This is a genomic window from Azospirillum halopraeferens DSM 3675, assembly GCF_000429625.1.
GTDB classification, from domain to species: domain Bacteria; phylum Pseudomonadota; class Alphaproteobacteria; order Azospirillales; family Azospirillaceae; genus Azospirillum; species Azospirillum halopraeferens.
Map to the genome: position 1 here is coordinate 619,987 of NZ_AUCF01000001.1, position 25,563 is coordinate 645,549.

The 25,563-nt window shown below is 69.9% G+C and carries 23 protein-coding genes and 1 tRNA gene; 14 read left to right on the forward strand and 10 right to left on the reverse strand.

All coding sequences use genetic code 11. The features are described 5' to 3' along the window. Window positions 1–95: 95 nt before the first annotated feature. Entirely contained in the window at window positions 96–977 is an 882-nt protein-coding gene (locus G472_RS30925) for a LysR family transcriptional regulator (protein ID WP_035690729.1), read from the reverse strand. 135 nt (window positions 978–1,112) lie between these two features. Here G472_RS30925 and G472_RS30930 point away from each other — a divergent pair, with 135 nt between their 5' ends. The 4 genes from G472_RS30930 to G472_RS0102975 all read left to right on the forward strand — a co-directional run bounded on the left by G472_RS30930 (window position 1,113) and on the right by G472_RS0102975 (window position 2,529). Next, complete coding sequence (locus tag G472_RS30930; protein WP_084536396.1) at window positions 1,113–1,571, forward strand: TerB family tellurite resistance protein; 459 nt, start codon at window positions 1,113–1,115, stop codon at window positions 1,569–1,571. Further along, entirely contained in the window at window positions 1,572–1,889 is a 318-nt protein-coding gene (locus tag G472_RS36710; RefSeq protein ID WP_051340229.1) for an ATPase inhibitor subunit zeta, read from the forward strand. A gap of 75 nt (window positions 1,890–1,964) precedes the next feature. Further along, the gene (locus tag G472_RS0102970; RefSeq protein WP_156926964.1) at window positions 1,965–2,129 is read left to right on the forward strand and encodes a hypothetical protein; all 165 of its coding nucleotides are present in this window, start codon (window positions 1,965–1,967) and stop codon (window positions 2,127–2,129) included. 64 nt (window positions 2,130–2,193) lie between these two features. Further along, window positions 2,194–2,529 carry a DUF6968 family protein gene (locus G472_RS0102975; RefSeq protein WP_029007181.1) on the forward strand — a complete coding sequence of 112 codons (336 nt, stop codon included), beginning with the start codon at window positions 2,194–2,196 and terminating at the stop codon, window positions 2,527–2,529. 218 nt (window positions 2,530–2,747) lie between these two features. On the opposite strand, the gene G472_RS0102980 is transcribed toward G472_RS0102975, so the two are convergent. From G472_RS0102980 to G472_RS30945, 5 genes are all read right to left on the reverse strand, one after another. Further along, a complete protein-coding gene (locus G472_RS0102980) occupies window positions 2,748–2,945 on the reverse strand; it encodes a hypothetical protein (protein ID WP_029007182.1) in 198 nt (65 codons plus the stop codon). 125 nt (window positions 2,946–3,070) lie between these two features. Next, window positions 3,071–3,146, reverse strand: a tRNA-Lys gene (locus G472_RS0102985). A gap of 119 nt (window positions 3,147–3,265) precedes the next feature. Continuing rightward, complete coding sequence (gene coaD / locus G472_RS0102990) at window positions 3,266–3,811, reverse strand: pantetheine-phosphate adenylyltransferase (protein WP_029007183.1); 546 nt, start codon at window positions 3,809–3,811, stop codon at window positions 3,266–3,268. Between the two features lie 22 nt (window positions 3,812–3,833). Further along, window positions 3,834–6,638, reverse strand: coding sequence for a DNA gyrase subunit A (gene gyrA / locus G472_RS30940; RefSeq protein WP_051340231.1), 2,805 nt, complete (start codon window positions 6,636–6,638; stop codon window positions 3,834–3,836). A gap of 253 nt (window positions 6,639–6,891) precedes the next feature. Beyond that, window positions 6,892–8,277, reverse strand: a complete 1,386-nt coding sequence (locus G472_RS30945; protein WP_084536397.1) for an MATE family efflux transporter — start codon at window positions 8,275–8,277, stop codon at window positions 6,892–6,894. 197 nt (window positions 8,278–8,474) lie between these two features. On the opposite strand from G472_RS30945, the gene G472_RS37865 reads away from it, so the two are divergent. Both G472_RS37865 and G472_RS30950 read left to right on the forward strand, forming a co-directional pair. Continuing rightward, window positions 8,475–8,627: an entericidin A/B family lipoprotein gene (locus tag G472_RS37865; RefSeq protein WP_084536398.1), complete on the forward strand. Its 153-nt coding sequence runs from the start codon at window positions 8,475–8,477 to the stop codon at window positions 8,625–8,627. Window positions 8,628–8,952: 325 nt separating this feature from the next. Then, the gene (locus tag G472_RS30950) at window positions 8,953–10,971 is read left to right on the forward strand and encodes a tetratricopeptide repeat protein (RefSeq protein ID WP_051340233.1); all 2,019 of its coding nucleotides are present in this window, start codon (window positions 8,953–8,955) and stop codon (window positions 10,969–10,971) included. A 22-nt stretch (window positions 10,972–10,993) separates the two neighbouring features. On the opposite strand, the gene G472_RS0103020 is transcribed toward G472_RS30950, so the two are convergent. The 3 genes from G472_RS0103020 to G472_RS0103030 all read right to left on the reverse strand — a co-directional run bounded on the left by G472_RS0103020 (window position 10,994) and on the right by G472_RS0103030 (window position 14,853). Further along, entirely contained in the window at window positions 10,994–13,795 is a 2,802-nt protein-coding gene (locus tag G472_RS0103020; protein WP_029007185.1) for a KGGVGR-motif variant AAA ATPase, read from the reverse strand. Then, on the reverse strand, window positions 13,792–14,208 hold the full coding sequence (locus G472_RS0103025) for a hypothetical protein (protein WP_156926965.1): 417 nt from the start codon (window positions 14,206–14,208) through the stop codon (window positions 13,792–13,794). Before G472_RS0103025 ends, G472_RS0103020 begins: the two co-directional genes overlap by 4 nt. Before the next feature lie 165 nt (window positions 14,209–14,373). Continuing rightward, entirely contained in the window at window positions 14,374–14,853 is a 480-nt protein-coding gene (locus tag G472_RS0103030; protein ID WP_029007187.1) for a single-stranded DNA-binding protein, read from the reverse strand. Window positions 14,854–15,187: 334 nt separating this feature from the next. Here G472_RS0103030 and uvrA point away from each other — a divergent pair, with 334 nt between their 5' ends. Then, window positions 15,188–18,037 (forward strand): excinuclease ABC subunit UvrA, encoded by a 2,850-nt coding sequence (uvrA, locus tag G472_RS0103035; protein ID WP_029007188.1) that lies wholly within the window; start codon window positions 15,188–15,190, stop codon window positions 18,035–18,037. Window positions 18,038–18,047: 10 nt separating this feature from the next. On the opposite strand, the gene G472_RS0103040 is transcribed toward uvrA, so the two are convergent. Next, on the reverse strand, window positions 18,048–18,998 hold the full coding sequence (locus G472_RS0103040) for a diacylglycerol/lipid kinase family protein (protein ID WP_051340235.1): 951 nt from the start codon (window positions 18,996–18,998) through the stop codon (window positions 18,048–18,050). 207 nt (window positions 18,999–19,205) lie between these two features. Between G472_RS0103040 and G472_RS30955 the strand changes: the two genes are divergently transcribed. From G472_RS30955 to G472_RS0103075, 7 genes are all read left to right on the forward strand, one after another. After that, entirely contained in the window at window positions 19,206–19,997 is a 792-nt protein-coding gene (locus G472_RS30955) for a UDP-2,3-diacylglucosamine diphosphatase (RefSeq protein ID WP_035690731.1), read from the forward strand. Further along, a complete protein-coding gene (locus G472_RS0103050; protein ID WP_029007190.1) occupies window positions 19,994–21,007 on the forward strand; it encodes a glycosyltransferase family 4 protein in 1,014 nt (337 codons plus the stop codon). Before G472_RS30955 ends, G472_RS0103050 begins: the two co-directional genes overlap by 4 nt. Window positions 21,008–21,119: 112 nt before the next feature. Further along, the gene (locus tag G472_RS0103055; RefSeq protein WP_029007191.1) at window positions 21,120–22,409 is read left to right on the forward strand and encodes a 3-deoxy-D-manno-octulosonic acid transferase; all 1,290 of its coding nucleotides are present in this window, start codon (window positions 21,120–21,122) and stop codon (window positions 22,407–22,409) included. Beyond that, entirely contained in the window at window positions 22,406–23,392 is a 987-nt protein-coding gene (lpxK, locus tag G472_RS0103060; RefSeq protein ID WP_029007192.1) for a tetraacyldisaccharide 4'-kinase, read from the forward strand. Before G472_RS0103055 ends, lpxK begins: the two co-directional genes overlap by 4 nt. Then, complete coding sequence (locus G472_RS0103065) at window positions 23,392–24,300, forward strand: LpxL/LpxP family acyltransferase (RefSeq protein ID WP_029007193.1); 909 nt, start codon at window positions 23,392–23,394, stop codon at window positions 24,298–24,300. The genes lpxK and G472_RS0103065 overlap by 1 nt, the downstream gene beginning before the upstream one ends. An 86-nt stretch (window positions 24,301–24,386) precedes the next feature. Next, a complete protein-coding gene (locus G472_RS0103070; protein ID WP_029007194.1) occupies window positions 24,387–25,040 on the forward strand; it encodes a LysE family transporter in 654 nt (217 codons plus the stop codon). 121 nt (window positions 25,041–25,161) lie between these two features. Beyond that, on the forward strand, window positions 25,162–25,554 hold the full coding sequence (locus tag G472_RS0103075) for an NADH:ubiquinone oxidoreductase subunit NDUFA12 (RefSeq protein WP_029007195.1): 393 nt from the start codon (window positions 25,162–25,164) through the stop codon (window positions 25,552–25,554). Window positions 25,555–25,563 lie beyond the last annotated feature (9 nt).

The window sequence follows — 25,563 nt, forward strand, 5'->3', positions numbered from 1 at the left end:
TCCTGTTGCCGCACGGCGGAATTCGTCCGAATGCTCCACGCTCTCTGATCGACACGGTGCGGCATCCCCCTGGTGGCGAATCCACGATCGGGCGCTCAGACCGGTTCCTTCGCGATGTCGATGAAGGCCCTGGCAGCGGTTGACAGACACCGGCCGGCGGGATGGACCAGGTACCATCGGTGGGGCATCGGGAAGCCCCGGACATCGACGCGGACGAGCCGCCGGTCGTCATCGTGCTCCAGGGACACCTGCGGCAGAATGGACAGGCCGAGGCCGCCGATGACCGCCTGCTTGATGGCCTCGTTGCTGCCGAGCTGCATCCGCACGCGCGGGCGCAGGCCGTTGTCTTCGAACAGACGGTTGACGGCCGTGCGGGTGCCCGAACCCGGCTCCCGCAGGATCAGCGGTTCCTGCACCACCTCCTCCAGCGGCACGCCGGAGCGGCCGGCCAGAGGATGATCCGCCGGAGCAACAACGACCAGCGCATCGTCGCGGAAGGGAATTGCGTCGACCGCGGGCTCCTCCGGCACCTGGCTGAAGACATAGAGATCGTCCAGTCCCTCGCGCAGGCGCGCCAGCACCTGTGGCCGCCCGACGACCTCCAGTTCCACATCGACGCAGGGATAGAGGCGGCAGAACGCGCCGAGGAGCCGCGGCACGAAGTACTTTCCGGTGGTGGCCGCGGCAACGCGCAGCGTTCCGCGCTGAAGGCCCCGGCGCTGCGCCAGCGCCATTTCGAATCGGGCGACGGCGCCGAAAACCTCGCGGCACATGATCAGCAGCTCCCGCCCTTCCTCCGTCAATCGCAGCGTGCGCCCGACATGATCGAACAGCGGCGCCCCGACCTCGTCGGACAGCTTTCGGATCTGCATGGACAGCGTCGGCTGCGTCAGACGCAGTTCCTCGGCCGCCCGGGCCATGCTGCCCAGCCTGGCCGTCGCCTCGAACGCCTCCAACTGGCGGAACGTGGTGTGCATCGTGCCTCTCCGTCAGGTGCCGTCCGATTCTTAGATGAACGTCTATTGAATATCTGCCATGCATCAACATATGCCAATCGCCGCCGGCTCAGACGGCGCCATCGTTCCACATGGCTCCCACAGGAGACTTGTACCATGCCAAAGCCATCCCCCGCGTGGATGCCCGCCCGCGCCGATCTTTCGGCCGCATTCATGGCCCAGCGCAAGGAGCCGCTCCTTGACACCATCGCCATGGCCTGCGCCGCCGTCGCCTTCGCCGACGGTTGGGTGAAGCCGCGGGAACGCCGGCGCATGCTGGCTGCCGTACGGACGAACGGTCTGCTTGCGGTGTTCCCGCCCGAGGATGTCCTTCAGCATTTCGACGACGCGGTCGAGCGCTTCGAACGTGACGGCGAGGCGGCCGAACGGGCGGCGCTGGAGCAGGTCGCCCGCCTACGGGACCAGCCCCGCGAGGCGGGGCTGCTGGTTGCCGCGTGCTGCGCGGTGGCCGCCGCCGACCGCCACGTCGATGGCGAGGAGCGCGCGCTCGTCCTGCGCCTCTGCGAACTGGCCGGTGTGGATCCGGCCCGGACCGACCTGATGGCGGAGGCCTGAATGACGTTGCCCGCCGAGATCATGCCCACCACGGCCGGCTGCCTGTTCGATGCCACCGAACACAACGTCGTCGCCCGGCGGAACCTGATCCTGGGGTTGTCCGTCGGTCGCCTCCTCGGCCACGGCTCGGACGAGATGGAGGGTTTCGCGGCAGAAGTCATCGCCGCGGATCATCGCGAACCGGGGCATGACGACGTGCTCGGTCTGCTGCGCGAGGCGCTCGCCCGGCGCGGCCTGTCCGTCGCCGAGCCCGAGTTGACCGCCGCCCTGGTGGAGGCGCAGCGCACCGCCCGCCTTCACTTCACCGCCACCGACTGACCGGGACGGAGAATCACTCCCATGACCACGCCTTCCCTTCCCGCGCCGCCCGCGGCCGTCGAAACGATCGACCCCGTGACGCGAACCTGTGCCGCGTCGTGGGATTCGCTGGCCGGCATCGGCGACCTTTTGGCCTCGGGCCGCCTGGCCGACGCCTGGACCACAGCCGCGAGTGCGGCCGGCACCTGCTGGGACTCGCTGGGCGCCCTCGTCACCAGCACCCTGCCCTTCCTGGCTTGATCGGGGCGCGCGCCGGGCCCGGTCGTCCGGTAGGATCACGTGTCCCGGAAATCCTGCACAGGAGATGCGCCATGGACGACGCGCCCTTCGTCGAGCGACGTTCGAACCGGGCGACGCCGAGGTCGTCGCCCGGTTCAGCCGGCCGGAGCCGGCCCCCGGTGGCGAGTACCGCTGCCGATGGACCCTCACCTGGCCGGACCGGGAGCAGAGCCGCGATGCACCCGGCATCGACGGCGTACTGGCGTTGATGCACGCCATGCGCAGCGTCCACACCGAACTGGCCGAGAGCGACGCCCACCGTTCCGGCCGGCTCACCTTCCTCCACCGGGCCGACCTGGACCTTCCGCCGACCTGGGGATTTGGACTGCTCTATACGATGAACGTGCCGCCGTCGGAATGAGGGGGCGGCAGACCCGTGGGCCGGACCGGAGCGGCGTGACTCGCGAGTGGCCGTGCACTGAACCAACCACGAGAGCCGGCGGGGCCCCCCTCAGCGGCCCGCGGCCGGCACTATTCCCACGCAAGGTTCGGGCATGGCAGACGAAACGACCCCGTCATGATCGAGGTACCGGAGGTGGAGCGGCCGGTGGCGGCATGAGGAAGGGTGAGGGGCCGGGGCTACTCCGCCGCCGGAGGCGGGACGGCCGCGATGCGGGACGGAATGAGCGCGGCAAGGATGCGGCCCTGGTCGTCAAGGCGCTTGTCCGGGCCGTCCAGGCGGGCGCGGACTTCCGCCCGGAACCGCGCGTTCTCCGACCGCTCCGCCTCGAACGCGGACACCAGCCGGCCCGGCATCGCCTTCAGCTCGTCATCCATGGTTCGCTCCATCGCCTCCCCCGAGTCTACATCACCCGCCGGCCGAGGGCGAATCGGGGTTGCGCCGCTGCGATGAACAGCGGCGGAGCACCAAGTCTAAACCGACTGACGCCCAGTCCAAAATGTGGTGAGCGCGCTGGGATTCGAACCCAGGACCTACTGATTAAAAGTCAGTTGCTCTACCGGCTGAGCTACGCGCTCCCGAGGGGTCGGGCGGGCGGCACCATAGGTCGGTGCGGCCCTCCGGTCAACCTTTGCCGTACGGCAAGTGGCGCGGCGGCGGCCCGGCGTCAACCGGCTGCCGGGCGCCCGTGCGGCGTCTACTCCTTCAGCGTCTGCACGCGCTTGCTGGTGTCGCCGTTGCCGGCCTCGATGGCAAAGCGTTCGCGCAGGTGAGCGGCGACGAGGGGGCTGACGAAATGGGTGATGTCGCCGCCCAGCCGCCCGATCTCCTTCACGAAGCGCGAGGAGATGAACTGGTGTTTCTCCGAGGCCATGAGGAACATGGTCTCCACCTTCGGGTTCAGGCGGGCGTTCATCCCCGCCATCTGGAATTCGTACTCGAAGTCGGACACCGCCCGCAGGCCGCGGATGATAACGCAGGCGTTCATCTCCACCGCGAAATGCATCAGCAGCGTGTCGAAGGCGCGAACCTCGATGCTGGCCCCGCTGTTGAGAGCCGCCACGTCCTCCCGGACCATGGACACCCGCTCGTCGGTGGAATAGAGCGGCCCCTTGCCGGCGTTGCGGGCAACGCCGACGATGAGATGGTCGACCAAGCGCGACGCACGCCGGATGATGTCCAGGTGGCCGTTGGTGATCGGGTCGAACGTGCCGGGGTAGACCCCGATTCGGCGCTTGGCCATGGGAGGTTCCTTCCGCCTCGTGTCACGCGTTGGGGGCTTCCGGAGCGTTGTCCTCGCCGGCCCCGTTGGGTTCGGTGCCGTTGTCGTTTCGGGCGTTCCCGTTTCCGTTTCCGTTTCCGTTTCCGTTCCCATTCCCGTCGCCGTCCTCGTCCTCGATCAGGGCGACGGACACCACCCGCTCGTCCGGGTCGACGCGGAACAGGGTCACGCCCAGCGTCTTGCGGCCGGCCAGGCGGACGTCGTGGATCGGCATCCGGATGACCTGGCCGCCGTTGGTGACCATCATCACCTGATGGGCGTCGGTCACCGGGAAGGAGGCGACGATGGCGCCGTTGCGCTCGCCCATCTCCATGTTCCAGATGCCCATGCCGCCGCGCCCGGCGGTGCGGTACTCATAGGACGAGGTGCGCTTGCCGTAGCCCCGTTCCGAGACGGTGAGGACGAACTGCTCCAGCCGCTCCAGCTCGTCATAGCGCTCGGGCGGCAGCGTCATCGCACCCGTCGCCTCGCCGTCGCCTTCCGGAGCCGATTCGCCGACGATGTCCAACCCCTTCTCGCGGCGCATGCGCAGATAGGCCGCGCGCTCGTCCGGCGTCGCCTCCACGTGGCGCAGCATGGACATAGCGATGACGTCGTCCCCCTCGCCCAGACGGATGCCGCGCACACCGGTCGATGTGCGGCCGGAGAAGACGCGGACGTCCGGCACGGGGAAGCGGATGCACTTGCCCTGGCGCGTCGCCAGCAGCACGTCGTCGTCGGATTCCGAACAGGTGCGCACGGCGATCAGCCGCTCCCCCTCCTCCTCCAGCTTCATGGCGATGAGGCCGTTGGAGCGGATGTTGGCGAAGTCCGACAGGCGGTTGCGCCGCACGTTGCCCTTCGAGGTGGCGAACATCACGTGCAGGTCGCCCCAGGTCGATTCGTCCTCGGGCAAGGCCAGCACGGTGGAGATGGTCTCCCCCTCCTCCAGCGGCAGCAGGTTGACGAACGCCTTGCCGCGGCTCTGCGGGTTGCCCAGCGGCAGGCGGTAGACCTTCAGGCGGTAGACCATGCCGCGGGTCGAGAAGACCAGCAGCGGGGTGTGGGTGGACGCCACGAACAGGTCGGAGACCGCGTCCTCCGCCTTCATGCTCATGCCCGACCGTCCCTTGCCGCCGCGGCGCTGGGCCCGGTAGGTGGACAGGGGCGTGCGCTTGACGTAGCCGGACTGGCTGACGGTGACGACCATGTCCTCGCGCTGGATCAGGTCCTCGATGTCGGCTTCGAACTCGACGTCCTGGATCTCGGTGCGGCGCGGCGTGCCGAACCGCACCTTCATCTCCACCAGCTCCTCGCGCAGGATGTGCAGCAGCTTGGGGCGGTTCGACAGGGTGTCCAGATAGTCGGCGATCTGGTCGGTGACGTCCTTCAGCTCACCGGCGATGCGCTCGCGCTCCAGCCCGGTCAGGCGGTGCAGGCGCAGATCCAGGATCGCCTTGGCCTGGTCTTCCGACAGGCGGTAGGTGCCGGCGGCGCTGACGCCGCGCCCGGGCTCGTCGATCAGTTCGATGAGCGGCGCCACGTCGAGGGCCGGCCACTCGCGGGCCACCATCTCCTCGCGCGCCCAGGTCGGATCGGGCGCCGAACGGATCAGGGCGATCATGTCGTCCAGGTTGGCCACGGCCACCGCAAGGCCCACCAGGGTGTGGGCCCGTTCGCGCGCCTTGCCCAGCAGGAACTCGGTGCGCCGGGTGATGACCCGCTCGCGGAACTCCACGAAGGCGGCGATGATCGCCTTCAGCGTCATCGTCTCCGGCCGGCCGCCGTTGAGCGCCAGCATGTTGACGCCGAAGGACGTCTGAAGCTGGGTGTGGCGGTAGAGCTGGTTCAGCACCACGTCGGGCACCGCGTCGCGCTTCAGCTCGATCACCACGCGCACGCCGTCGCGATCGGATTCGTCGCGCAGGTCGGCGATGCCTTCCACCACCTTGTCGTTCACGACCTCGCCGATGCGCTCCATCAGCTTGGCCTTGTTCACCTGGTAGGGCACCTCCGACACGATGATCGCCAGGCGGTCCTTGCGGACCTCCTCGATCTCCGTCTTCGCCCGGATCACGACCGAGCCGCGGCCGGTGTGATAGGCGGAGCGGATGCCCGACCGCCCGAGGATCAGGCCGCCGGTCGGGAAGTCCGGGCCCGGCACCAGCTCGATCAACTCGTCGTCGGTGATCGCGGTGTTGTCGATGTAGGCGCAGCAGGCGTCGATCACCTCACCCAGGTTGTGGGTGGGGATGTTGGTCGCCATGCCCACGGCGATGCCGCCGGCGCCGTTGACCAGCAGGTTGGGGAAGCGCGCCGGGACGACCAGCGGCTCGCGGCTGGAATCGTCGTAGTTCGGACCGAAATCGACGGTATCCTTGTCGATGTCGTCGAGCAGCGCCTCGGCCGCCTTGGCCAGCCGCGCCTCGGTGTAGCGCATGGCCGCCGGCGGGTCGCCGTCCATCGAACCGAAATTGCCCTGCCCGTCGATCAGCGGCAGGCGCATGGAGAAGTCCTGCGCCATGCGGACCATGGCGTCGTAGATCGCGCCGTCGCCGTGCGGATGGTATTTACCCATCACGTCACCGACGATGCGCGCCGACTTCTTGTAGGGCTTGGTCGAATCGTAGCCGCCATCCTTCATCGCGTAGAGGATGCGGCGGTGCACGGGTTTCAGCCCGTCGCGCACGTCCGGCAGGGCGCGGCTCACGATCACGCTCATGGCGTAATCGAGATACGAGCGCCGCATCTCGTCTTCGATGGTGACCGGCGCGATGTCGGAAGCGGGGGGCAGCGGTGTCGTGCTCAAGAAGCCAAACTCGTCTTACGGGATCGTCAAGGCTGCGGCGCCGGGGACCCGCCCCGGATGCAAGACCTGCCCGATAATATGGGGATTTTTACCAGCTTTCGCATATGCACACAACGCTTCGAAATGGAACGGGTCTTCGGGAACGACGGGGCTCCGGGGGGGAGCGGGCGGCTCCTGACCGCGGAGATCCTGACTACGGCACCACCACTCCCCCCGATCGAGCGTTTTCCCTGCGCAGCGCGCGCGCCGCCATTCACCGGCGGCACAGCAACGCGAAGCGGAGCGAAAGGACAGTCACCGATACCACACTCGCGATCAGAATTCCCTCGAAAAGTCCGCGCTCCCCGCGGTCCAGGCCGAAGGCCAGCCAGGCGGACAGGGGGATCATGACCACGGCGTAGGAGATGAAGTGCAGTAGCGTCGGCACCCAGGCGTCGTTGCGGCCGCGCAGGGCGTTGCCCATCACCGCCTGCCCGCCATCGGCCACCAGGACCCAGGCGCTGAAGGCGATCAGCGGGGCGACGCGCGCCGCCAGCGCGGGGTCGGTGGTGTAGACGGCCGCCGCCGCCTCGGGCACCAGGGCATAGACCACGCCGATGCCTGCCAGGAACACGCTGGTGACCCCCAGCCCGGTCCAGCCCGCCAGCGCCATGCCCCGCCGGTCGTCCCGTCCGAAGGACACGCCCACCCGCACCGCGGTGGCAGCGGCCAGCCCCACCGCCGCCATGAACGGCAGGGCGATCAGGTTCAGGCCGATGGTGTAGGCGCCCAGCGCCAGCGGCGAGATCATGCCGGCGAAGAACCCCAGGGAGGCGAACGCCAGGCTTTCCACCGACAGGCTGAGACCGGCCGCGTAGCCCAGCGTGCGCTGGCGCCGGGCGTCGCGCCACCAGCCCTTCAGGCTGCCGCGCACCCCCCGGGCCTCGGCGTCGCGCATCCCCCACAGCACATAGGCCACCAGCCCCAGCCCCATGGACCAGCGCACCGCCGTGGTCGCCCAGGCCGACCCCAGCGCCCCCAGGGCGGGCAGACCGAAGGCACCCCACACCAGCGTGTAGGCAAGTGCGGCGTTGAGCACGTTGCCCGCCAGCATGGTCAGCATCACCGGCACCGGCCGCTTCAGCCCCTCCAGAAAGAAGCCGGTGGTGACGTACAGCAGCATGCCCGGCATGCCCAGGCCGAGGACCGCCGTCACCGCGGCACCGCCGGCCGCCACGTCCGGCGCCTGCCCGGCAGCGCGATAGAGCGGCTCCACCAGGAAGGACAGCGCCGCCATGATCACACCGAGCAGCAGCGCGTAGGGCACGGAGCGCCGCCACACCGCCCCGCATTCGCGCGGGTTGCCGGCCCCAACCGCATGGGCGGTCATGGCGATGGTGCCCAGCAGCAGCCCGACGCCGCACTGGATCATCATGCTGGCCGGCAGGTGGGCCAGCCCGAAATAGGCCAGCTCCTGCGCGCCGTAGCGCCCGACGATGGCGGTGTCCACCGCCAGCATGACCATCAGCCCGGCCCGCGACACGATCACCGGCGCGGCCAGGCGCACCGTCTCCACCACGTGCGTGCGCAGCCCGGACGGAGCATCGGGCGGAACGGCGGGCCGGTCGGCGGGGGTGGTGGCGTGGACGTCGGCGGTCATCGAGTTGTACCCATTGAAAAGCCGCCCATCTTTACGCCGCGGGCCGCTGCGTCAAGCCGTCGCAGCTACCGGCCGGCGCATGCCACCCCCGCATCTGTTCCGACGGAGTACCACCTTCCCGTGCAGCGGGTGCGGAACACCGCCATCGCGGCAAGCGTTGACACGGCATTCTTCCCCATGATGAGGAGTTCATCTCCATGTCTCGCAGCGTTTGGGAAATGCTCCGTCCGGCGGTTCTGATCGGCGCCCTGCTGTCCGCCACCGCGCTGCTCGGCGCGTGCAACACCATGGAAGGCTTCGGCGAGGATATGCAGGCCGGCGGCCAGGCGATCGAAGAGGAAGCGCAGTGACGGACCCGATGACCTCCGGGCCCGGCGAGGTGCCGCCCCCGCCGGGGCCCACCACGCCGGAACCGGGGACGCCGCCTCCGGCGCCGGAACCCCGCGTGCCGCCCAACCCCGAGGTCCCGCCCGAGGTCCCGCCGCCGGCGACGGACCCGATGCCGGGCGAACCGCAGCCGACCCGCGCCTGAGCACGGCGCCGTGCCGGTCCGCCCGCCCGCCCCGTCCTCTTCGGGTGAGGGTGGGCGGGACGGGCGGGCGCGGGCGCAGCGGCCATTGCGCACGACGCCGTCGCGCCCTAGCGTCCCCGGACGCGCAGCGGCGGGACGGATCCATGACGACGGTTGGTGACGCACTTCTCCGGGCCTTCGATCTCCACCAGTCCGGCCGGCTGGAGGAGGCCGATGATCTCTATGCCCGTGTCCTGGAGGTCGCACCGGACCTGTCCGACGCCCTGCACCTGCGGGGCCTGCTGGCCGCCCAGCGGGGCCGGCTGGAGGAGGCGTGTAACCTGCTGGGCCGGGCGGTTGCCGCCAACGATTCCCACCCCGACTATCACGCCAACCTCGCCAGCGTGCTGCGGGCGCTGGGCCGGCCCGCCGACGCGGCCGTGCACCTGGCCCGCTCCCTGGATCTGCACCCGGCGTCGCCGGACCGCCGCGCGGCGCTGGCCGATGTGCTGGAATCCCTCGGTCGCCATGACGGCGCCCTGGAACAGTTCACCGCCGCGGCGGACCTGGAGCCGGCCGCCGCCGCCGCCGTCCTCAACAACTACGCCGTCCGCCGCCTGCGCGCCGGCGACGCGGAGCGCGCCGTCGCGGCCCTGCGGCACGCCGCCGCCGTCCTGCCCACAGCGGCGCAGGTGCGGCTGACCCTTGCCGAGGCATTGGCCGCCGCCGGACGCCCCGGCGACGCCGCCGGCGCGCTGCGCGCCGCGCTGTGCCTCACCCCCGACGAGGCCGGCGCCGCTCTCGCCCTGGGGCGGATGCTTTACGGGGCCGGCGATCCCGCCGCCGCCGGCCGCGCGCTGGCGGCGGCGCGCCGGCTAACCCCGGCGGATGCGGACGGCTGGAACCTCGCGGGCTGTGCCGCCAAGGACAGCGGTCGCCTGGACGCCGCGGAAGCGGCGTTCCGCCGCGCCCTCGCCCTTTCCCCCGCGTCGGCGGAGGCGATGAACAATCTGGGCAACGTGCTGAAGGGCACCGGCCGCTTCGCAGCGGCGGTTGCGGTGCAGACCCGTGCTGCCGTCCTTGCCCCGGACGAAGCCGCGGTGCTCAACAACCTGGCCGATGCCCGCCTGCGCAGCGGCGACCCCGACGGCGCGGTGACGGCGGCGCAGGCGGCGCTGACCCTCGCCCCCGCCCTGGCCGATGCCCGGGTGACCCGGGCGCTGGCCCTGCTGACCGCCGGCCGCCTGGCCGAGGGGTGGGCGGCCTGGGAGGCGCGGTGGGACGCCGACCCGCGGATGGCCGCCGCCCGCTGGCGCTTCCCGCAGCCGTTCTGGAGCGGCGGGCCGCTGCCGGAGGGGCGACGGCTGCTGGTGTGGTCCGAGCAGGGGGTGGGCGACGAGGTGCAGTTCGCGACGCTGCTGCCACTGCTGGACGACAGGGGCATCCGGTGCGCGCTGGAGTGCGATCCCCGGTTGGTGCCGCTGTTCGCCCGCTCCTTCCCCGGCGTGACGGTCGCGGCGCGCGTCCACCCGCCCGACCCGCGGCTGCTGGCCCCGGACATCGCGGCGCAGGTTCCGGCGGGCAGCCTGCCGCGCCGGCTGTTGCCGGACTCCGCCGCCTTCCGGCGACTGCGCCCGGCGCTGGTCGCCGATCCTGCCCGCACCGCCACCCTGCGAGCCCGGCGGGACCCCGGTCGGCTCCATGTCGGCATCGCCTGGAACACCACGAACCCCAAATATGGCCGCGATCGCAACCTGCCGCTGGATCGGCTGACCCGGGCGCTGGCCCTGCCGGGGGTGCGGCTGGTCAGCCTGCAGTACGGCGACTGGTCCGGCCCCATTGCCGCCCTGGCCGCGTCCGGCATCGACATCGTGGCGGAGCCCGATATCGATCCCTGGAGCGACCTGGACGGGCTGGCCGCCCTGATCGCCTCGCTGGATCTGGTGGTGTCCACCGCCAACATCACCATCCATCTGGCCGGCGCGCTGGGCCGCCCGGCGTGGGCTCTGCTGCCCCACGCCCCCGACTGGCGCTGGTTCCGCGACCGCGACGACAGCCCGTGGTACGCCAACACCCGCCTGTTCCGCCAGCCCGTCCCCGGCGACTGGGACACGCCGCTGCGCCGGGTGCGGGAGGCGCTGGAGGCGCCGGGAGCCGGTCCCGGTGAGGACCGGCCGGCCTGACTGCGCCGGCCCGGTCGCTCCGCTACAGTCCGGTGCCGAGGCGCTGCCGGGCACGGCGCCGCAGGTTCAGCACGCTGTGGCGGGCACCGGCGTGCCGGAGCCGGAGGCCCATGCGAAACAGTTCCGGCACTTCAAAGGGCGCAGCGTCGCCAAAGATGATGCCGTGACGACGCAACACGGCGATATCTCCGTCATTCAACCCAAGCGTCGCAAGCCCCGACTCTTCGATCGGCGCGACCACGCTCTCGGGCTGCGCCTTGAACTTCGCGAACACGGGGCGAAGCTCAAGAATCTCTTCTTCGGTTTCCGACACCTTTTTCTCGCTCGTTGGCCGTACCGCTGCTTTCAGGGCGGCCGGAACGAGAAGCCGGCTTCCATAGAGCCCGACATCGGCCGGCGCCGTGCTGCCCGCGGCATAATGGAGGAAGCGGACCAGATCCCGTGCAACGAACCGCCCCTGCAGATCGGAGAGGACGGCGATCACCCAGCTTGCCGTATAGGCCTCTTTGATGCGCTCACCCGGCCGTTCGGTTCGCCCCAGCTTTCGACCCCACAACGGTTCAAGCGCCTCCTCCTTCTTCGCGTCCGGCCATGTGCGGAAGTCGGGTGTCCAGACATCCAGGGCGCCGGCTTTGGTCGCCAGCCAAGCGGCCAGTTCCAGCACGTCGCCTTCCGTCCAGGTCAGGGCGAAATCGGCGTAGGATGCGCGAAACTGTTCCCGGTTCTGGACGACGCCGGCCTCGACGGTGTCGCGGCGGACCAACGCGATCAGACCCATCGGACGGCCGGGTTCCCCCCGCAGCCGGATCGGAAGGTCGATCAGCAGGGATCTCAGCATGGGAAGCAGGGCGGGAGAGGCCGCCACCTCGTACAACTCTTCAACACCTTCCACGAGCGCAACCAAACGGCGGTCCGACGCGCGCAGGACGTCCAGAAACCGGCCCCCCGCTCCCTCGGCCCCCACGTCGTAGCCGGCGCTCCAGGCGATGACGTCAAGCCAGATACGGGTCCAATCGGAGTCCGGCACACCGCGCTGCACGAAATCCCTGAGCAGTTCACGGGTCCGGCCAACCCCCGGCGGCGGTGGCAAGCGGAAGCTCCCGGCGACGGTCCCCCGTTGCCGGTCGATCTCCGACAGGAACATCTCGCTGGCCTGAACCGATCCGAGGACCGGCAGCACGAGAGCATCGACGCCCGCAGCGGCACCCTGGATCGATTCCACCACCGAGCGCCAGTTGGATTGCTTGACGACGAAGCGCGCGGTCAATGTCTTGCCCGCCCCTTTTGCGCCCTCCATCACGATGATGGGAACCCGGGCCGGGGACGCCGTGGCCATGGCACGCATGGCCCCGGTGAACAAAGGCCGCGCTATCGGTTGATCGGCCGTCTCGGCAGCGACGTGCTTGCCCGCAAACTCGTGCAGACGGGCGCGGCGTTCCGACAAGCTCCGGTCCCGCAGGTCCATATCCGGCGACGTCAGGGTGGATGCGTCCGACGCACGGAACATCTCGTTGTGCATCCAGGGCTCCACGGACTCCTTGATCCGTCTCAAAAAGCCCGCGGCGTCAATTTGATCGGCGTAGCCATCCCAGCGCGCGGAGGTAATCTGAAGATCCGCGATCTCGGGAATCCGGGCCAGATAGATCGGCTTGATCTCGATTTCGTCTTCCAGCACAGGCTGATCCGCCCCCACTTCCTCGCGATGGCCGAGGAGTATGGATTCGGTGATCTTGTCCAGAACAGGCGCCAGATACGTTTCGTCCTGGCCGACCTCGCGCATCACGGTGGGGACGCGATTGACCACAAGCAGCGGTGGAGACAGCCGTGTCTTCTGCCGGCGGAGTTCGCGAGCGACGAAGCGAACAAGCGCCGCCGTTGCTTCCAGCGACTGGCCGGAAAGCGTGGTCACGAAGATCCGGAACACGTCGGGATCGAGGATCAATTGCGCCGCCAGCGGCACAAGCCCTGCCCTGGCGTCCACGACGACACCGGCGCATCCGCATCGATCGGCAATCGATGACAGCAGATCGACAAAAGCGTGCGGATGCTGCGGCGACGCCAGATGTTCGGCACGAATGGAAGAGCTTGCAAGCTCGTCGAGATCCCGGCGAAGAGGCAAGATCTTCAGATCGCCGATCTGTTGACCAGCCAGCTTTCCGGCGGCCCAGGCAACCGTATCGCCCCGTGTCTCCGGAGAGTCGGCATGAGCAACGGCCACCACATCCTCGAGAGAAACCTCGATCTCTCTTCGATGATTTCGATACATGTAACTGATGCCCGGCGCCTCAAGGTCGGCATCGACCAGCAGTATCGGGCGTCTCGCCCGCGCCGTCCATGCCATCGCGGTCGCCACCGCGGTCATGGTGCGCCCCGTGCCGCCCTTGATGCTGTGACAGACGAGGACCGGCACCGGCCGATTCGTCGCCGGCGGTTCGGGCCGCTCAGCGAAATCCAGGGTGCTTTCGACGGCGCCGAGATTGACACGCGGCCATCGATCGGGACCATCGTCGACTTCGAACTCGATCACCAATCGCGCGCTGTGGGCGGGGCCGTCCAACATGATCGCCGGCGGTTCGCCGGCATCAATGCGGTGCGGTAACAGGCGTTCCAGCCATGTCATGACCGCTTCGCGGTCGCGTTCGAGGTTCCGGACGATGAACAGGGCACCGCGCCAGTCGATCCGCGCCCCCGACAGACCGGCCGGCCGGTCGAGCCAATCGGCGGTTGCCGGTTCAATGATCGAAAGGCGCCGCGCGATATCCACCCACGTGATCGGGCTCACACTTTCCGGCAGAGCGTCGATCAAGGAATCGTGAATGGTCATCTCAGTTCCTCTCTCACGAACGACGCGACCTGACGGAGCCATGCGACCGCGTCCGCATGAACGACGATCTTTTCTCCGTAGCGCCACGCCTCGTGCAGGTCCGAAACGTGAACAGACCCGCCGCCGCGCAGTTGCAGGTGCGGCGGACGGCTCGGTATCCGGTGCATCGGAATTCTCAGGGCTGCTATCAGGTCGTCGATACGATGCCCAAAGGACCTTGCCGGAACGGCCTGTGCATTTGCCGCCGATGCCCTGGCCAACTTGTGAAGATCCATATAGAGGGCCTTCAGCCCGCACTCTATCGCATAAAACAGCAACAGCCCGCGCGAATCGTCGTCGACTTCCGCGTCGGCCGCCTCAAACAGTTCCTTTGCGCGCCGCCGCAGCGTCCGATCACTCGGGTCGATCGCCATCCCTGCCGCCAAGCTGATATGCGCAATTTGACCGATTCAATTCTTCCGGAGTCCGCCCGTGGCACGCCGGACTTCCCGGCGAGCGGATATGCAAGCACAAGGCAAATGACAAAGATCTGCCTTGTGCTCAAAACCGTTTGACCATCGGTCCGGGTTCGTCCGCCCTTAGAACGGGATCTCGTCGTCCAGGTCGTTGTGCGCCGGCGGACGGCCGCCACCGCCGCCCTGGCCACCGCCACCACCGCCATAGCCGCCGCGGCCACCGCCACCGCCGCCGTAGCCACCGCCGCCCCCCTGCGACTCGTAGCCGCCGCCACCGCCGTGGCCGCCCTCGTCGCGGCCGCCGCCGGTGAAGTCGATCTCGGCGACGCGGACCGACAGGCCGGCGCCGCGGGTGCCGTCGCGCTTCTCGTACTCGCGGATCGTGACCTCGCCGGACACCACCACGGACTTGCCCTTGGTCAGGTGCGGCGACAGCGCCTCGGCGCGGCGGCCCCAGATGGAGCAGTCGACCCACTGGGTGGTCTTGCGCTCGCCGAAGCCCACGTCGTTGGCGACGCGGAAGCCCAGCACCTTCTCACCGCTCTGGACGGTGCGCAGTTCCGCATCCGCGCCGAGCCGCCCGGTAAAGGTCCACACGTTCATGGCAAAACAACTCCTCCTGCGAGTGTCCCGGCGCCCTCGCCGGCCCGTTCGCTCACCCGTCGCCGCAACGAAGCATGGCCGCGCCAGCGGGTCAACCCGACCGGTCAACCCGACAACCGGCACCGGTCCGGGATGCTCCGCCGGACAAGAACATTAAGAGAACGACTATAGCAGATCCCGGCCCGCCGCCAAGCGGTAATCTGCGCCCGCCGCAGGGCTCCCCCGCGCCGGTGGCAATCAGGGGCGGTCCCGTCCATATCCTTGCGGCCCGGCCCATGGCCGGGCGAGTTGCTCCGGTCTTCCCTTCGGCTCGATCTTGGGCTAAGAACACTCCATGAACAAGTTCATCAGCGTCCGCGGTGCGCGCGAGCACAACCTCAAGAACGTTGACGTCGATCTGCCGCGCGACCGGCTGATCGTGATCACGGGCCTGAGCGGTTCGGGCAAGTCCTCGCTCGCCTTCGACACCATCTACGCCGAGGGGCAGCGCCGCTACGTGGAGAGCCTGTCGGCCTACGCCCGCCAGTTCCTGGAACTGATGCAGAAGCCGGACGTAGAATCGATCGAAGGGCTGTCGCCGGCCATTTCGATTGAACAGAAGACCACATCGAAGAACCCGCGTTCGACCGTTGGCACGGTGACCGAGATCTACGACTACATGCGCCTGCTGTGGGCGCGGGTCGGCATCCCCTATTCCCCCGCCACCGGCCTGCCCATCGAGAGCCAGACCGTCAGCCAGATGGTCGATCGCATCCTGGAGATGCCGGAGGGCACGCGCCTGCTGCTGCTGGCCCCCTTCGTGCGCGGCCGCAAGGGCGAGTACCGCAAGGAGATCCAGGACCTGCGCAAGCGCGGCTTCCAGCGCGTGCGAATCGACGGCACCATGCACGAGATCGACGAGGTGCCGGCCCTCAACAAGAAGCTGAAGCACGACATCGAGGTGGTGGTCGACCGCCTGGTGGTGCGCGAGGGGCTGGGCAACCGCCTGGCCGATTCGCTGGAGACGGCGCTGGCCCTGGCCGACGGGATCGTGTTCGTGGAGAACGCCGATTCGGGCGAGCAGACGGTGTTCTCGCAGAAGTTCGCCTGCCCCGTCTCCGGCTTCACCATCCCCGAGATCGAGCCGCGGCTGTTCTCCTTCAACAACCCGTTCGGCGCCTGCCCCGCCTGCGACGGGCTGGGCTCCAAGATCTACTTCGACCCGCTGCTGGTGGTCCCGGACGAGCGGCTGTCCCTGGCCAAGGGAGCGGTGGCGCCGTGGGCCGGCTCCTCGTCCAAGTACTACGACCAGACGCTGGAGAGTATCTGCCGGCACTTCGGCGTGGCGATGACGACGCCGTGGTCCGACCTGCCGGAGGCGGTGCGGCGCACCATCCTGTTCGGCTCCGACGGCGCGCCGATCACCATGACCTATGACGACGGGCTGCGCAGCTACCAGACGAACAAGGCGTTCGAGGGCATCGTCAACAACCTGGAGCGCCGCTTCCGCGAGACCGACAGCGCCTGGAGCCGGGAGGAGATGTCGAAGTATCAGTCCTCCCAGCCCTGCGAAACCTGCAAGGGCGCGCGCCTGAAGCCCGAGGCGCTGGCGGTGAAGGTGCACGGGCTGCACATTTCCGAGGCGGCGGAGATGTCGATCGCCGGAGCCGGCGCCTGGTTCGCCGGCCTGAACGACCATCTGCGCCCCAAGGACCGCGAGATCGCCCACCGCATCCTGAAGGAGATCAACGAGCGCCTGGGCTTCCTCAACGCCGTCGGACTCGAATACCTGACGCTCGCCCGCGGCTCCGGCTCGCTGTCGGGAGGCGAGAGCCAGCGCATCCGCCTGGCCTCGCAGATCGGCTCGGGCCTCACCGGTGTGCTCTACGTGCTGGACGAACCGTCCATCGGCCTGCATCAGCGCGACAACGACCGCCTTCTGGCAACGCTGAAGCGCCTGCGCGACATCGGCAACACCGTGCTGGTGGTGGAGCACGACGAGGACGCCATCCGCTCGGCCGACTACCTCGTCGACATGGGGCCGGGGGCGGGGGCCCACGGCGGCACCGTGGTGGCCCGCGGCACCCCGGCCGAGGTGCAGCAGAACCCCGCCAGCCTGACCGCCCAGTACCTCAACGGCACCCGCGCCATCGCCGTGCCGGCGGTGCGCCGCCCCGGTCATCCGGGGCAGTTCCTGGAGGTGACGGGCGCGCGCGCCAACAACCTGAAGGACGTCACGGCGCGCATCCCGCTGGGCACCTTCACCTGCGTCACCGGCGTGTCCGGCGGTGGCAAGTCGACGCTGGTGGTGGAAACCCTCTACAAGGCGGTGGCGCGTAAGCTGATGGGCGCGCGCGAACACCCGGCCGAGCACGACGATCTGCGCGGGCTGGAGCATCTGGACAAGGTCATCGACATCGACCAGTCCCCCATCGGCCGCACGCCCCGTTCCAACCCCGCCACCTACACCGGCGCCTTCACGCCGATCCGCGACTGGTTCGCCGGCCTGCCGGAATCGAAGGCGCGCGGCTACGGCCCCGGCCGCTTCTCGTTCAACGTCAAGGGCGGGCGCTGCGAGGCGTGCCAGGGCGACGGCGTCATCAAGATCGAGATGCACTTCCTGCCCGACGTCTACGTCACCTGCGACGTCTGCCACGGCAAGCGTTACAACCGCGAGACGCTGGAGGTCCTCTACCGCGACAAGACCATCGCCGACGTCCTCGACATGACCGTCGAGGAGGGCAAAGAGTTCTTCCGGGCCGTGCCCTCCATCCGCGACAAGCTGGAGACGCTGGAACGGGTCGGCCTCGGCTACATCCACGTGGGCCAGCCGGCCACCACCCTGTCGGGCGGCGAGGCGCAGCGCGTCAAGCTGTCGAAGGAGCTGAGCCGGCGCGCGACCGGTCGCACCCTCTACATCCTCGACGAGCCGACCACCGGCCTGCACTTCGCCGACGTGGAAAAGCTGCTGGAGGTTCTCCACGCCCTGGTGGACCAGGGCAACACGGTGCTGGTGATCGAGCACAATCTGGAGGTCATCAAGACCGCCGACTGGATTCTCGACCTCGGTCCCGAGGGCGGCACCGGCGGCGGCGAGATCGTCGCGCAGGGCACGCCCGAGGACGTGGCGCGGGTGGAGCGCAGCTACACCGGCCGCTATCTGGCGCCCTATCTGCAAACGCAGCGCAAGACCAAGAGGGCGTAGGGCGGGCCGCTCAGCCCGCCAGCACCGGCAGCGTCCGGGGCGACACGGCGATCTCCGCGGGCACGCGGGCGATGACGTCGCCGTCGCCCTGGATCGCCTCGCCCGGCTCCCCCTCGATGATCACCCGCTCGGCCGGGACGATGCTGTAGTCGCGGAAGTGTTTGAGCCGGCCGGCCGTGACGCCCCACACGTAGCGCACGGCGTTCCATCGCCCCATGCCGGGGAACAGGCAGACGTGCAGCCGCGGGTCGGTCAGGCACGCGTCGGGGGCGCAGACGAAGGTGCCGCCGTAGAAATGGCCGTTGGCGACGATGACCGACGCCACATCCCGCGATCGGCCGTCCACGGAGACCCGGAACCGCCGGCCGCGGGCCGACACCAGTTGGCGCACCGTCTCCAGCACGTAGGCGCCCTTGCCGATCAGGCGCTTGATGCCGGGATCGACGCGCTCCACCACCTGCGCGTCCAGCCCGGCCCCGGCCATCATGACGAAGCAGCGGCCGTTGGCGACGCCGGGGTGGATCAGCCGCTCCGCCCCCATGGCCAGCACCCCGGCGGTTCCGGCGGGATCCAGGGGCAGGCCCAGCTCGTGGGCCAGCACGTTGGCGGTACCCAGCGGCACCACGCCCAGCGGGATTACCGCCTCCTCCGGGCTGCGGGCGGCCAGGCCGTTGACCGCCTCGTTGATGGTGCCGTCGCCGCCGGCCACCGCGACCGCGTCGTAGGCGCCGGGAATGAGGCTGCGCGCCAGCGATTCGGCGTCGCCGCGGCCCGTGGTGGCCTGCACCGTCACCGAGGCGCCATAGCGCTGGGCCAGCACGTCCAGCGTGGTGCGCAGGTAACGGCCCCGCCGGGCACCGGCCACGGGATTGTGAATCACCAGAAAGCGACGGCGCGGCAGAACGGCCGGCGCCCCGGACACGGACGGCCCGGCGGCCGGGTCGGTAAGGAATGCCTTCACGCGCGAGATCCTCAGCGGCGAAACGTTGCGGTATTTGTTACAGGGCGATGACAAACAAAACAAATAATTTTGACAGTGCCACACCAGTCTCCCAAGAACCTTCGCAGGTTAAGTCGTCGATGACAGGAGTATTGTCAAGGACCACAGTTAGCGGTATAGGGAGCTTCGATTGACAATCCCTTGTCGCACCAGGGACGGAGTGCGGGTATGGACGGGACCTCCGGCGTGAAACGATACCGCAGCATCTGGATCTCCGACGTCCACCTGGGAACGCGGGGATGCAAGGCCGACATGCTTCTGGATTTCCTGAAGCACAACGAGTCGGAATACCTCTACCTCGTCGGCGACATCGTCGACGGGTGGCGGCTGCGCAAGAGCTGGTACTGGCCGCAGGCGCACAACGACGTGGTCCAGAAGATCCTTCGGCGGGCCCGCAAGGGCGCCAAGGTCTACTACGTCCCCGGCAACCACGACGAGGCGGCCCGCGAATATGTCGGCCTGCAGTTCGGCGGCGTCCATGTGGTGGAGGAGGTGATCCACACCGGGGCCGACGGCCGCCGCTTCCTCGTTACCCACGGCGACCAGTTCGACGCCGTGGTCAAATACGCCAAGTGGCTCGCGCTGATCGGCGACCATGCCTATGTGTTCCTGTTGAATGTGAACACGGCGTTCAACTGGCTGCGCCGAAAAATGGGCTTTACGTACTGGTCCGTATCCGCCTATCTCAAGCACAAGGCCAAGAGCGCGGTCGAGTACATCGGGAAGTACGAAGAGGCACTGGCCGAGGAAGCGCGGCGGCGCGACGTTGACGGCATCATCTGCGGACACATTCACAACGCAGAGATGCGGGACATGGAAGGCGTACTCTATTGCAACGACGGCGACTGGGTCGAATCCTGCACCGCCTTGGTAGAGCACGAAACCGGCGAGCTGGAAATCATCAACTGGGCGGAAGTCTTGCGGCTCCGGGAGTCGATCAGGGTCAAGGCGGCCGCGTGAACATCCTCATCATCACCGACGCCTGGCACCCCCAGGTGAACGGCGTGGTGCGGACCATCGCGACCGTGCGCGCCGAGCTGGAGAGGATGGGCCACGTGGTCGAGGTCATCGGCCCCGACCGCTTCCGCACCATTCCCATGCCCACCTATCCGGAGATCCGCCTGGCGCTGGGCGCCGGCCGGCGGCTGTCGTCGATGATCGACGCCCTGCGGCCGGACTGCATCCACGTGGCCACCGAAGGGCCGCTGGGCCACGCGGCGCGCCGCTACTGCCTGAAGCGCGACATCCCCTTCACCACAGCCTATCACACGCGCTTTCCGGAATACGTGCGCGACCGTATGCCGATTCCGCTCGCCCTCAGCTACGCCGTGGTCCGGCGTTTCCACAAGCCGGCGGCGGCGGTGATGGTGGCCACCCCGTCCATCGAGCAGGACCTGCGGGCCCGCGGCTTCACCAACATCCGCCGCTGGACCCGCGGCGTCGACACCGATCTGTTCCGCCCCGAAGGCCGCACCCTGCCCCCGCTGCTGCAGGATCTGCCGCGCCCGATCCTGATGTACGTCGGCCGTGTGGCGGTGGAGAAGAATCTCGAGGATTTCCTGAAGATCCGCGACCTGCCGGGCACCAAGGTGGTGGTCGGCGACGGGCCGGCGCGGGCCGAGCTGCAGGCGAAGTATCCCGAGGCCGTGTGGTGCGGCGCCCAGCACGGTGAGGCGCTGGCCCACCATTATGCCGCCGCCGACGTCTTTGTTTTCCCCTCGCGCACCGACACCTTCGGCCTGGTGCTGCTGGAGGCGCTGGCGTCCGGCGTGCCGGTTGCCGCCTACCCCGTCCCCGGTCCGCTCGACGTGCTGAACGGCACCCCCGTGGGCTGTCTGAACGAGGACCTGCGGCACGCCATCGAAAGCGCGCTCTCCATCCCCCGCGACCGCTGCCGGGAATACGCCCTCAGCTTCTCCTGGCGCAAATCGGCCGAACAGTTCCTCGCCAACCTCAGGCCGTTCACCTGACCGAAGGCGTCGGAACGTCCTGTTTCTGATCCGCCGGTCGGCGTGCTAAGGTCCGCCGCGCCGCCGGGGGATGCCGGCGGGGCGCGCCCCAGTTCGGATGCTCTGTAAGTCCATGCTCCACGTTCTGTACCGCGGCCTGACGACGATCGCCGGGCCGGCGGTCCGTCTGTACCTCGACCGGCGCCGGGCCGCCGGCAAGGAAGATCCCGAACGCCAGGGGGAACGGCTGGGACGGCCCGGGCGGGAGCGGCCCGCCGGACCGCTGGTGTGGGTGCACGCCGCCAGCGTGGGCGAGGCCAACTCCGTCCTTGTGCTGATCGAGCGGCTGCTGGACACGGCACCCGGCCTCACCGTGCTGATGACCACGGGGACGGTCTCGTCGGCCAACCTGATGGCGCGGCGCCTGCCGCCGGGAGCCCTGCACCAGTATGTGCCGGTGGACCTTCCCGACGCGGTGGACCGCTTCCTCGACCACTGGCGCCCGGACCTGGCGCTGTGGGTGGAATCGGAGATCTGGCCCAACCTGCTGACCGCCATCCGCCGCCGCGGCATCCCCGCCGCCCTGGTCAACGCGCGTCTGTCGGCTCGCTCCTTCGCCCGCTGGCGGCGGCTGCCGGGATTCGCCGCGTCCCTGCTGTCCACATTCCGGCTGACCCTGGCCCAGACGGACACCGATGCCGAGCGGCTGCGGGCGCTGGGGGGTGCCGAGGTGCGTTGCGTCGGCAACCTGAAGTTCTCCGCGGCCGCGCCGGCCGCCGATGCGGCGGCCCTGGCGGCGCTGCGCGATGCGGTCGCGGGACGGCCGCTGTGGCTGATGTCCAGCACCCACCCCGGCGAGGATGAACTGGCCGCCGCCGCCCACGCCGCCCTCGCCGATCGGTTGCCCGGCCTGCTGACGGTGGTGGCGCCGCGCCACCCCCACCGCGGTTCGGCCATAGCCGGCATGCTGGCGTCCCGCGGCCTGATGAGCGCGCGCCGCTCCACCGGCGCCCTGCCCGCCCCGACGGACGCCGTGTACGTGGCCGACACGCTGGGCGAGCTGGGGGTGCTCTACCGGGTGGCACCGGTGGTGTGCATGGGCGGTTCCTTCGTGCCACACGGCGGCCAGAACCCGGTGGAGCCGGCGCAGCTCGGCTGCGCCGTGCTGTACGGCCCGCACATGTGGAACTTCGCGGAGATCACCCGCAGCCTGGAAGCGGCCGGGGGCGCCGTGCCGCTGGCCGGGGCGGAGGATCTCCCCGCCGCCGTCGGCCGGCTGCTGACCGACGGCACCGCCCGCGCCGCGGTGGTCGCCGGCGCCACCCGCGTCACCACCGAGAACGCCCGCATCGTCGACCGCGCCATGGCCGCCCTGACGCCGCTCCTCGCCCCGCTGGTCGCGGCCCGCACCGGTGCGCCGTGAAGACGCCGGGCTTCTGGTACCGGCCGGACGGGCCGGCGGCACGGCTGCTCAGCCCCCTGGGAGCCCTCTACGGCCTTGCCGGACGGCTGCGCCGGGCGTGCACCACGCCCCGGCGGGCGCCGGTTCCCGTGATCTGCATCGGCAATCTGGTAGCCGGCGGCGCCGGCAAGACCCCCGTCGCCATCGCCGTCGCAGCGGCCCTGAAGGACCGCGGGCGGGCGGTGGGGTTCCTGACGCGCGGCCACGGCGGGGCGGAACGCGGGCCGCTGGCCGTGGACCTCGCCCGCCACGACACCGCGGCGGTGGGTGACGAGGCGCTGCTGCTGGCGGCGCACGCCCCCACCTGGGTGGCGCGCGACCGCGCAGCCGGGGCCCAAGCGGCGGCGGCGGCCGGCGCCGGCCTGCTGATCCTGGACGACGGTTTCCAGAACCCGCACCTGCACAAGGACCTGTCGCTGGTGGTGGTGGACGGCGCCGTGGGATTCGGCAACGGCCGCCTCGTCCCCGCCGGCCCCCTGCGGGAACCGGTGGCGGAGGGCCTGGCCCGTGCCGACGCGGTGGTGGTGATGGGGGAGGACCGGGCCGGAATCGCCGCACTCGCCGCCCCCCTCCCCGTCCTGCACGCCCGGCTGGAGCCGACGGCGGAGGCTGCGGCCCTGCGGGAGCGCCCGGTCCTGGCCTTCGCCGGCATCGGCCGTCCGGAGAAGTTCTTCGCCACCCTGCGCGACCTCGGCGCCCTCGTGGTCGAGGCGGTGCCCTTCCCCGACCATCACCCCTTCACCCCCAACGAGGTGATGCGCCTGGCGGAGCGCGCCGCGGCGCTGGGAGCCACGCCGGTCACCACCGCCAAGGACGCGGCCCGCCTGCCCGAGGCGGCGCGCGCCATGGTGCGGGTGCTGCCGGTCACCGTGGCATGGCGGGACCCGGCGGCGCTGGACCGCCTGCTCGACCGGGTCGCCCCGCCGGTCCCGGAGTCCGTGTGATGGCGCGCCCCCGCAGCCCCGTGCGCCGCTGGCTTACGGCGCAGGTGTCCCACCCGCTGGAGGCCGCGCTGGCCTATGCCTTCGTCGGCCTGTTCCGGGTGCTGCCGGTGGACGCCGCGTCGGCGCTCGGCGGCTGGATCGGCCGCACCGTCGGTCCGCTGCTGCCGGGCACGGCGCGGGCGCGGCGCAACCTGACCCGCGCCTTTCCCGACAAGGCGCCCGGCGACATCGACCGGATCATCCGCGGCATGTGGGACAACCTGGGCCGCACCATGGCGGAATACCCGCACCTGCGCACGCTCGGCACGGTCGGTCCCGGCGGGCGCACCGAGGTGGTGGGGGCCGAGCGCATCGCGGACCTGCGCGACGACGGCAAGGCCGGTCTGCTGGTCTCCGGCCACCTGGCCAACTGGGAGATCCAGCCGGTCGCCTCGCACGCCCTGGGGCTGCACCTCGCACTGGTGTACCGGGCGCCCAACAACCCCTACGTCGACCGGCTGCTGACCCGTCTGCGCGGTGCCGCCACCGCCACCCAGATACCCAAGGGCGCGGAGGGTGCCCGCACGCTGATCCGCCACCTGACAAAGGGCGGCCACGCCGGGCTGCTGATCGACCAGAAGATGAACGACGGCATCCCCATCCCCTTCTTCGGCCGCGACGCCATGACCGCCCCGGCGGCAGCGCAGCTTGCCCTGCGCCTGGGACTCCCCCTGCTGCCGACGCGCACCGAGCGTCTCGGCGGTGCGCACTTCCGCATCACCGTGCTGCCACCGCTGGACCTGCCGGCCACCGGCAACCGCACCGCCGACGTCCGCGACGCCATGGTGCGCCTGAACGCCCTGCTGGAGGCGTGGATCCGCGAGCGGCCGGAGGAATGGCTGTGGCTGCACCGCCGCTGGCCGGATTGACGGCACCCTTGCAGCCTCCGCATGGGACGGCTGCGGTCCGGCTGCTGTAGGCTGCCCTGCCCGCATGCTCCTGAAGGTTCCCGCCGATGCCGCTCGATCCGCATCTTCTCCAGCTCTACCTCGTGGCCGTCGTGCTGCTGATCCTGGCGCCGGGGCCCGATTCCCTGCTCGTCCTGTCGCGCAGCGTCACCAATGGGCGGCAGGCCGGATTCGTGGCGACCGCGGGGATCACGCTGGGCAACGTGGTGCACGCGCTGCTCGCCGCGGCGGGGGTGTCCGCCCTGATCGCCGCCTCGCCGGCGCTGTTCGACACGCTGCGCTACGTGGGCGCCGCTTACCTCGCATGGATCGGCGGCCGGGCGCTGTGGTCGCTGGCGGTGGCGCGGCGTACCGGCGCGGCGGCCGTTCCGGCGGCGGCCCCCGCACCGGCCCGCACCATCTTTGCCACGGCCCTGCTGACCAACCTGCTGAACCCCAAGGTCATCCTGTTCTATCTCGCCTTCGTGCCGCAGTTCGTGGCGCCGGACCGCGGGGCGGTGGCGCTACAGACCTTCCTTCTGGGCCTGATCCTCGCCGTCGGCGGCTGCCTGTTCCTGCTCGGCGTCGCGGCGGCGAGCGCCGGGGCGGCCCGGGCGGCGCTGACCAGTGCCCGCCTGCGCGGCGTGCTCGACGGGCTGTGCGGCGTGCTGTTCCTGGGCTTCGCGGTGCGCCTGCTGCTGACCGAGCGGCGCTTCGCCTGAGCCCGCCCCGGCGCCCGGAAAACGGTGCCGAGACAGTGGACGGACGCGACCCGCGGTGTCATAGTGCGCCCGCTTCCGACAGGCCCCCCTTTCGGGCCGGACACTCCGACGACGGCCGAAGATGAGCGAAAAAGTCTCCCTCATTTCGTGGATGGCCAACATCCACATCAATTACGTCACCTGGCGCCGGGGAGAGCTGGTCGGTACCGACCGCTTCGGCAACAAGTACTACCGTGACAAGAAGGCCAACGGCGCCCGCCGGGAACGGCGCTGGGTCGTCTACAACGGTGAGCCGGAGGCATCCAAGGTGCCGCCGGAGTGGCACCTGTGGCTGCACCACACCGTGAAGACTCCCCTGCCGGAGAAGACCAGCCCCTATCACAAGCCGTGGCAGCAGGAGCACGAGCCGAACGCCTCCGGTTCCCTGCACGCCTACCGCCCCCCGGGGCACGTGTTGGAGGGCGGCGAGCGCAGCCGCGCCACCGGCGATTACGAGCCCTGGACCCCGTCGTGAACCGGGGTT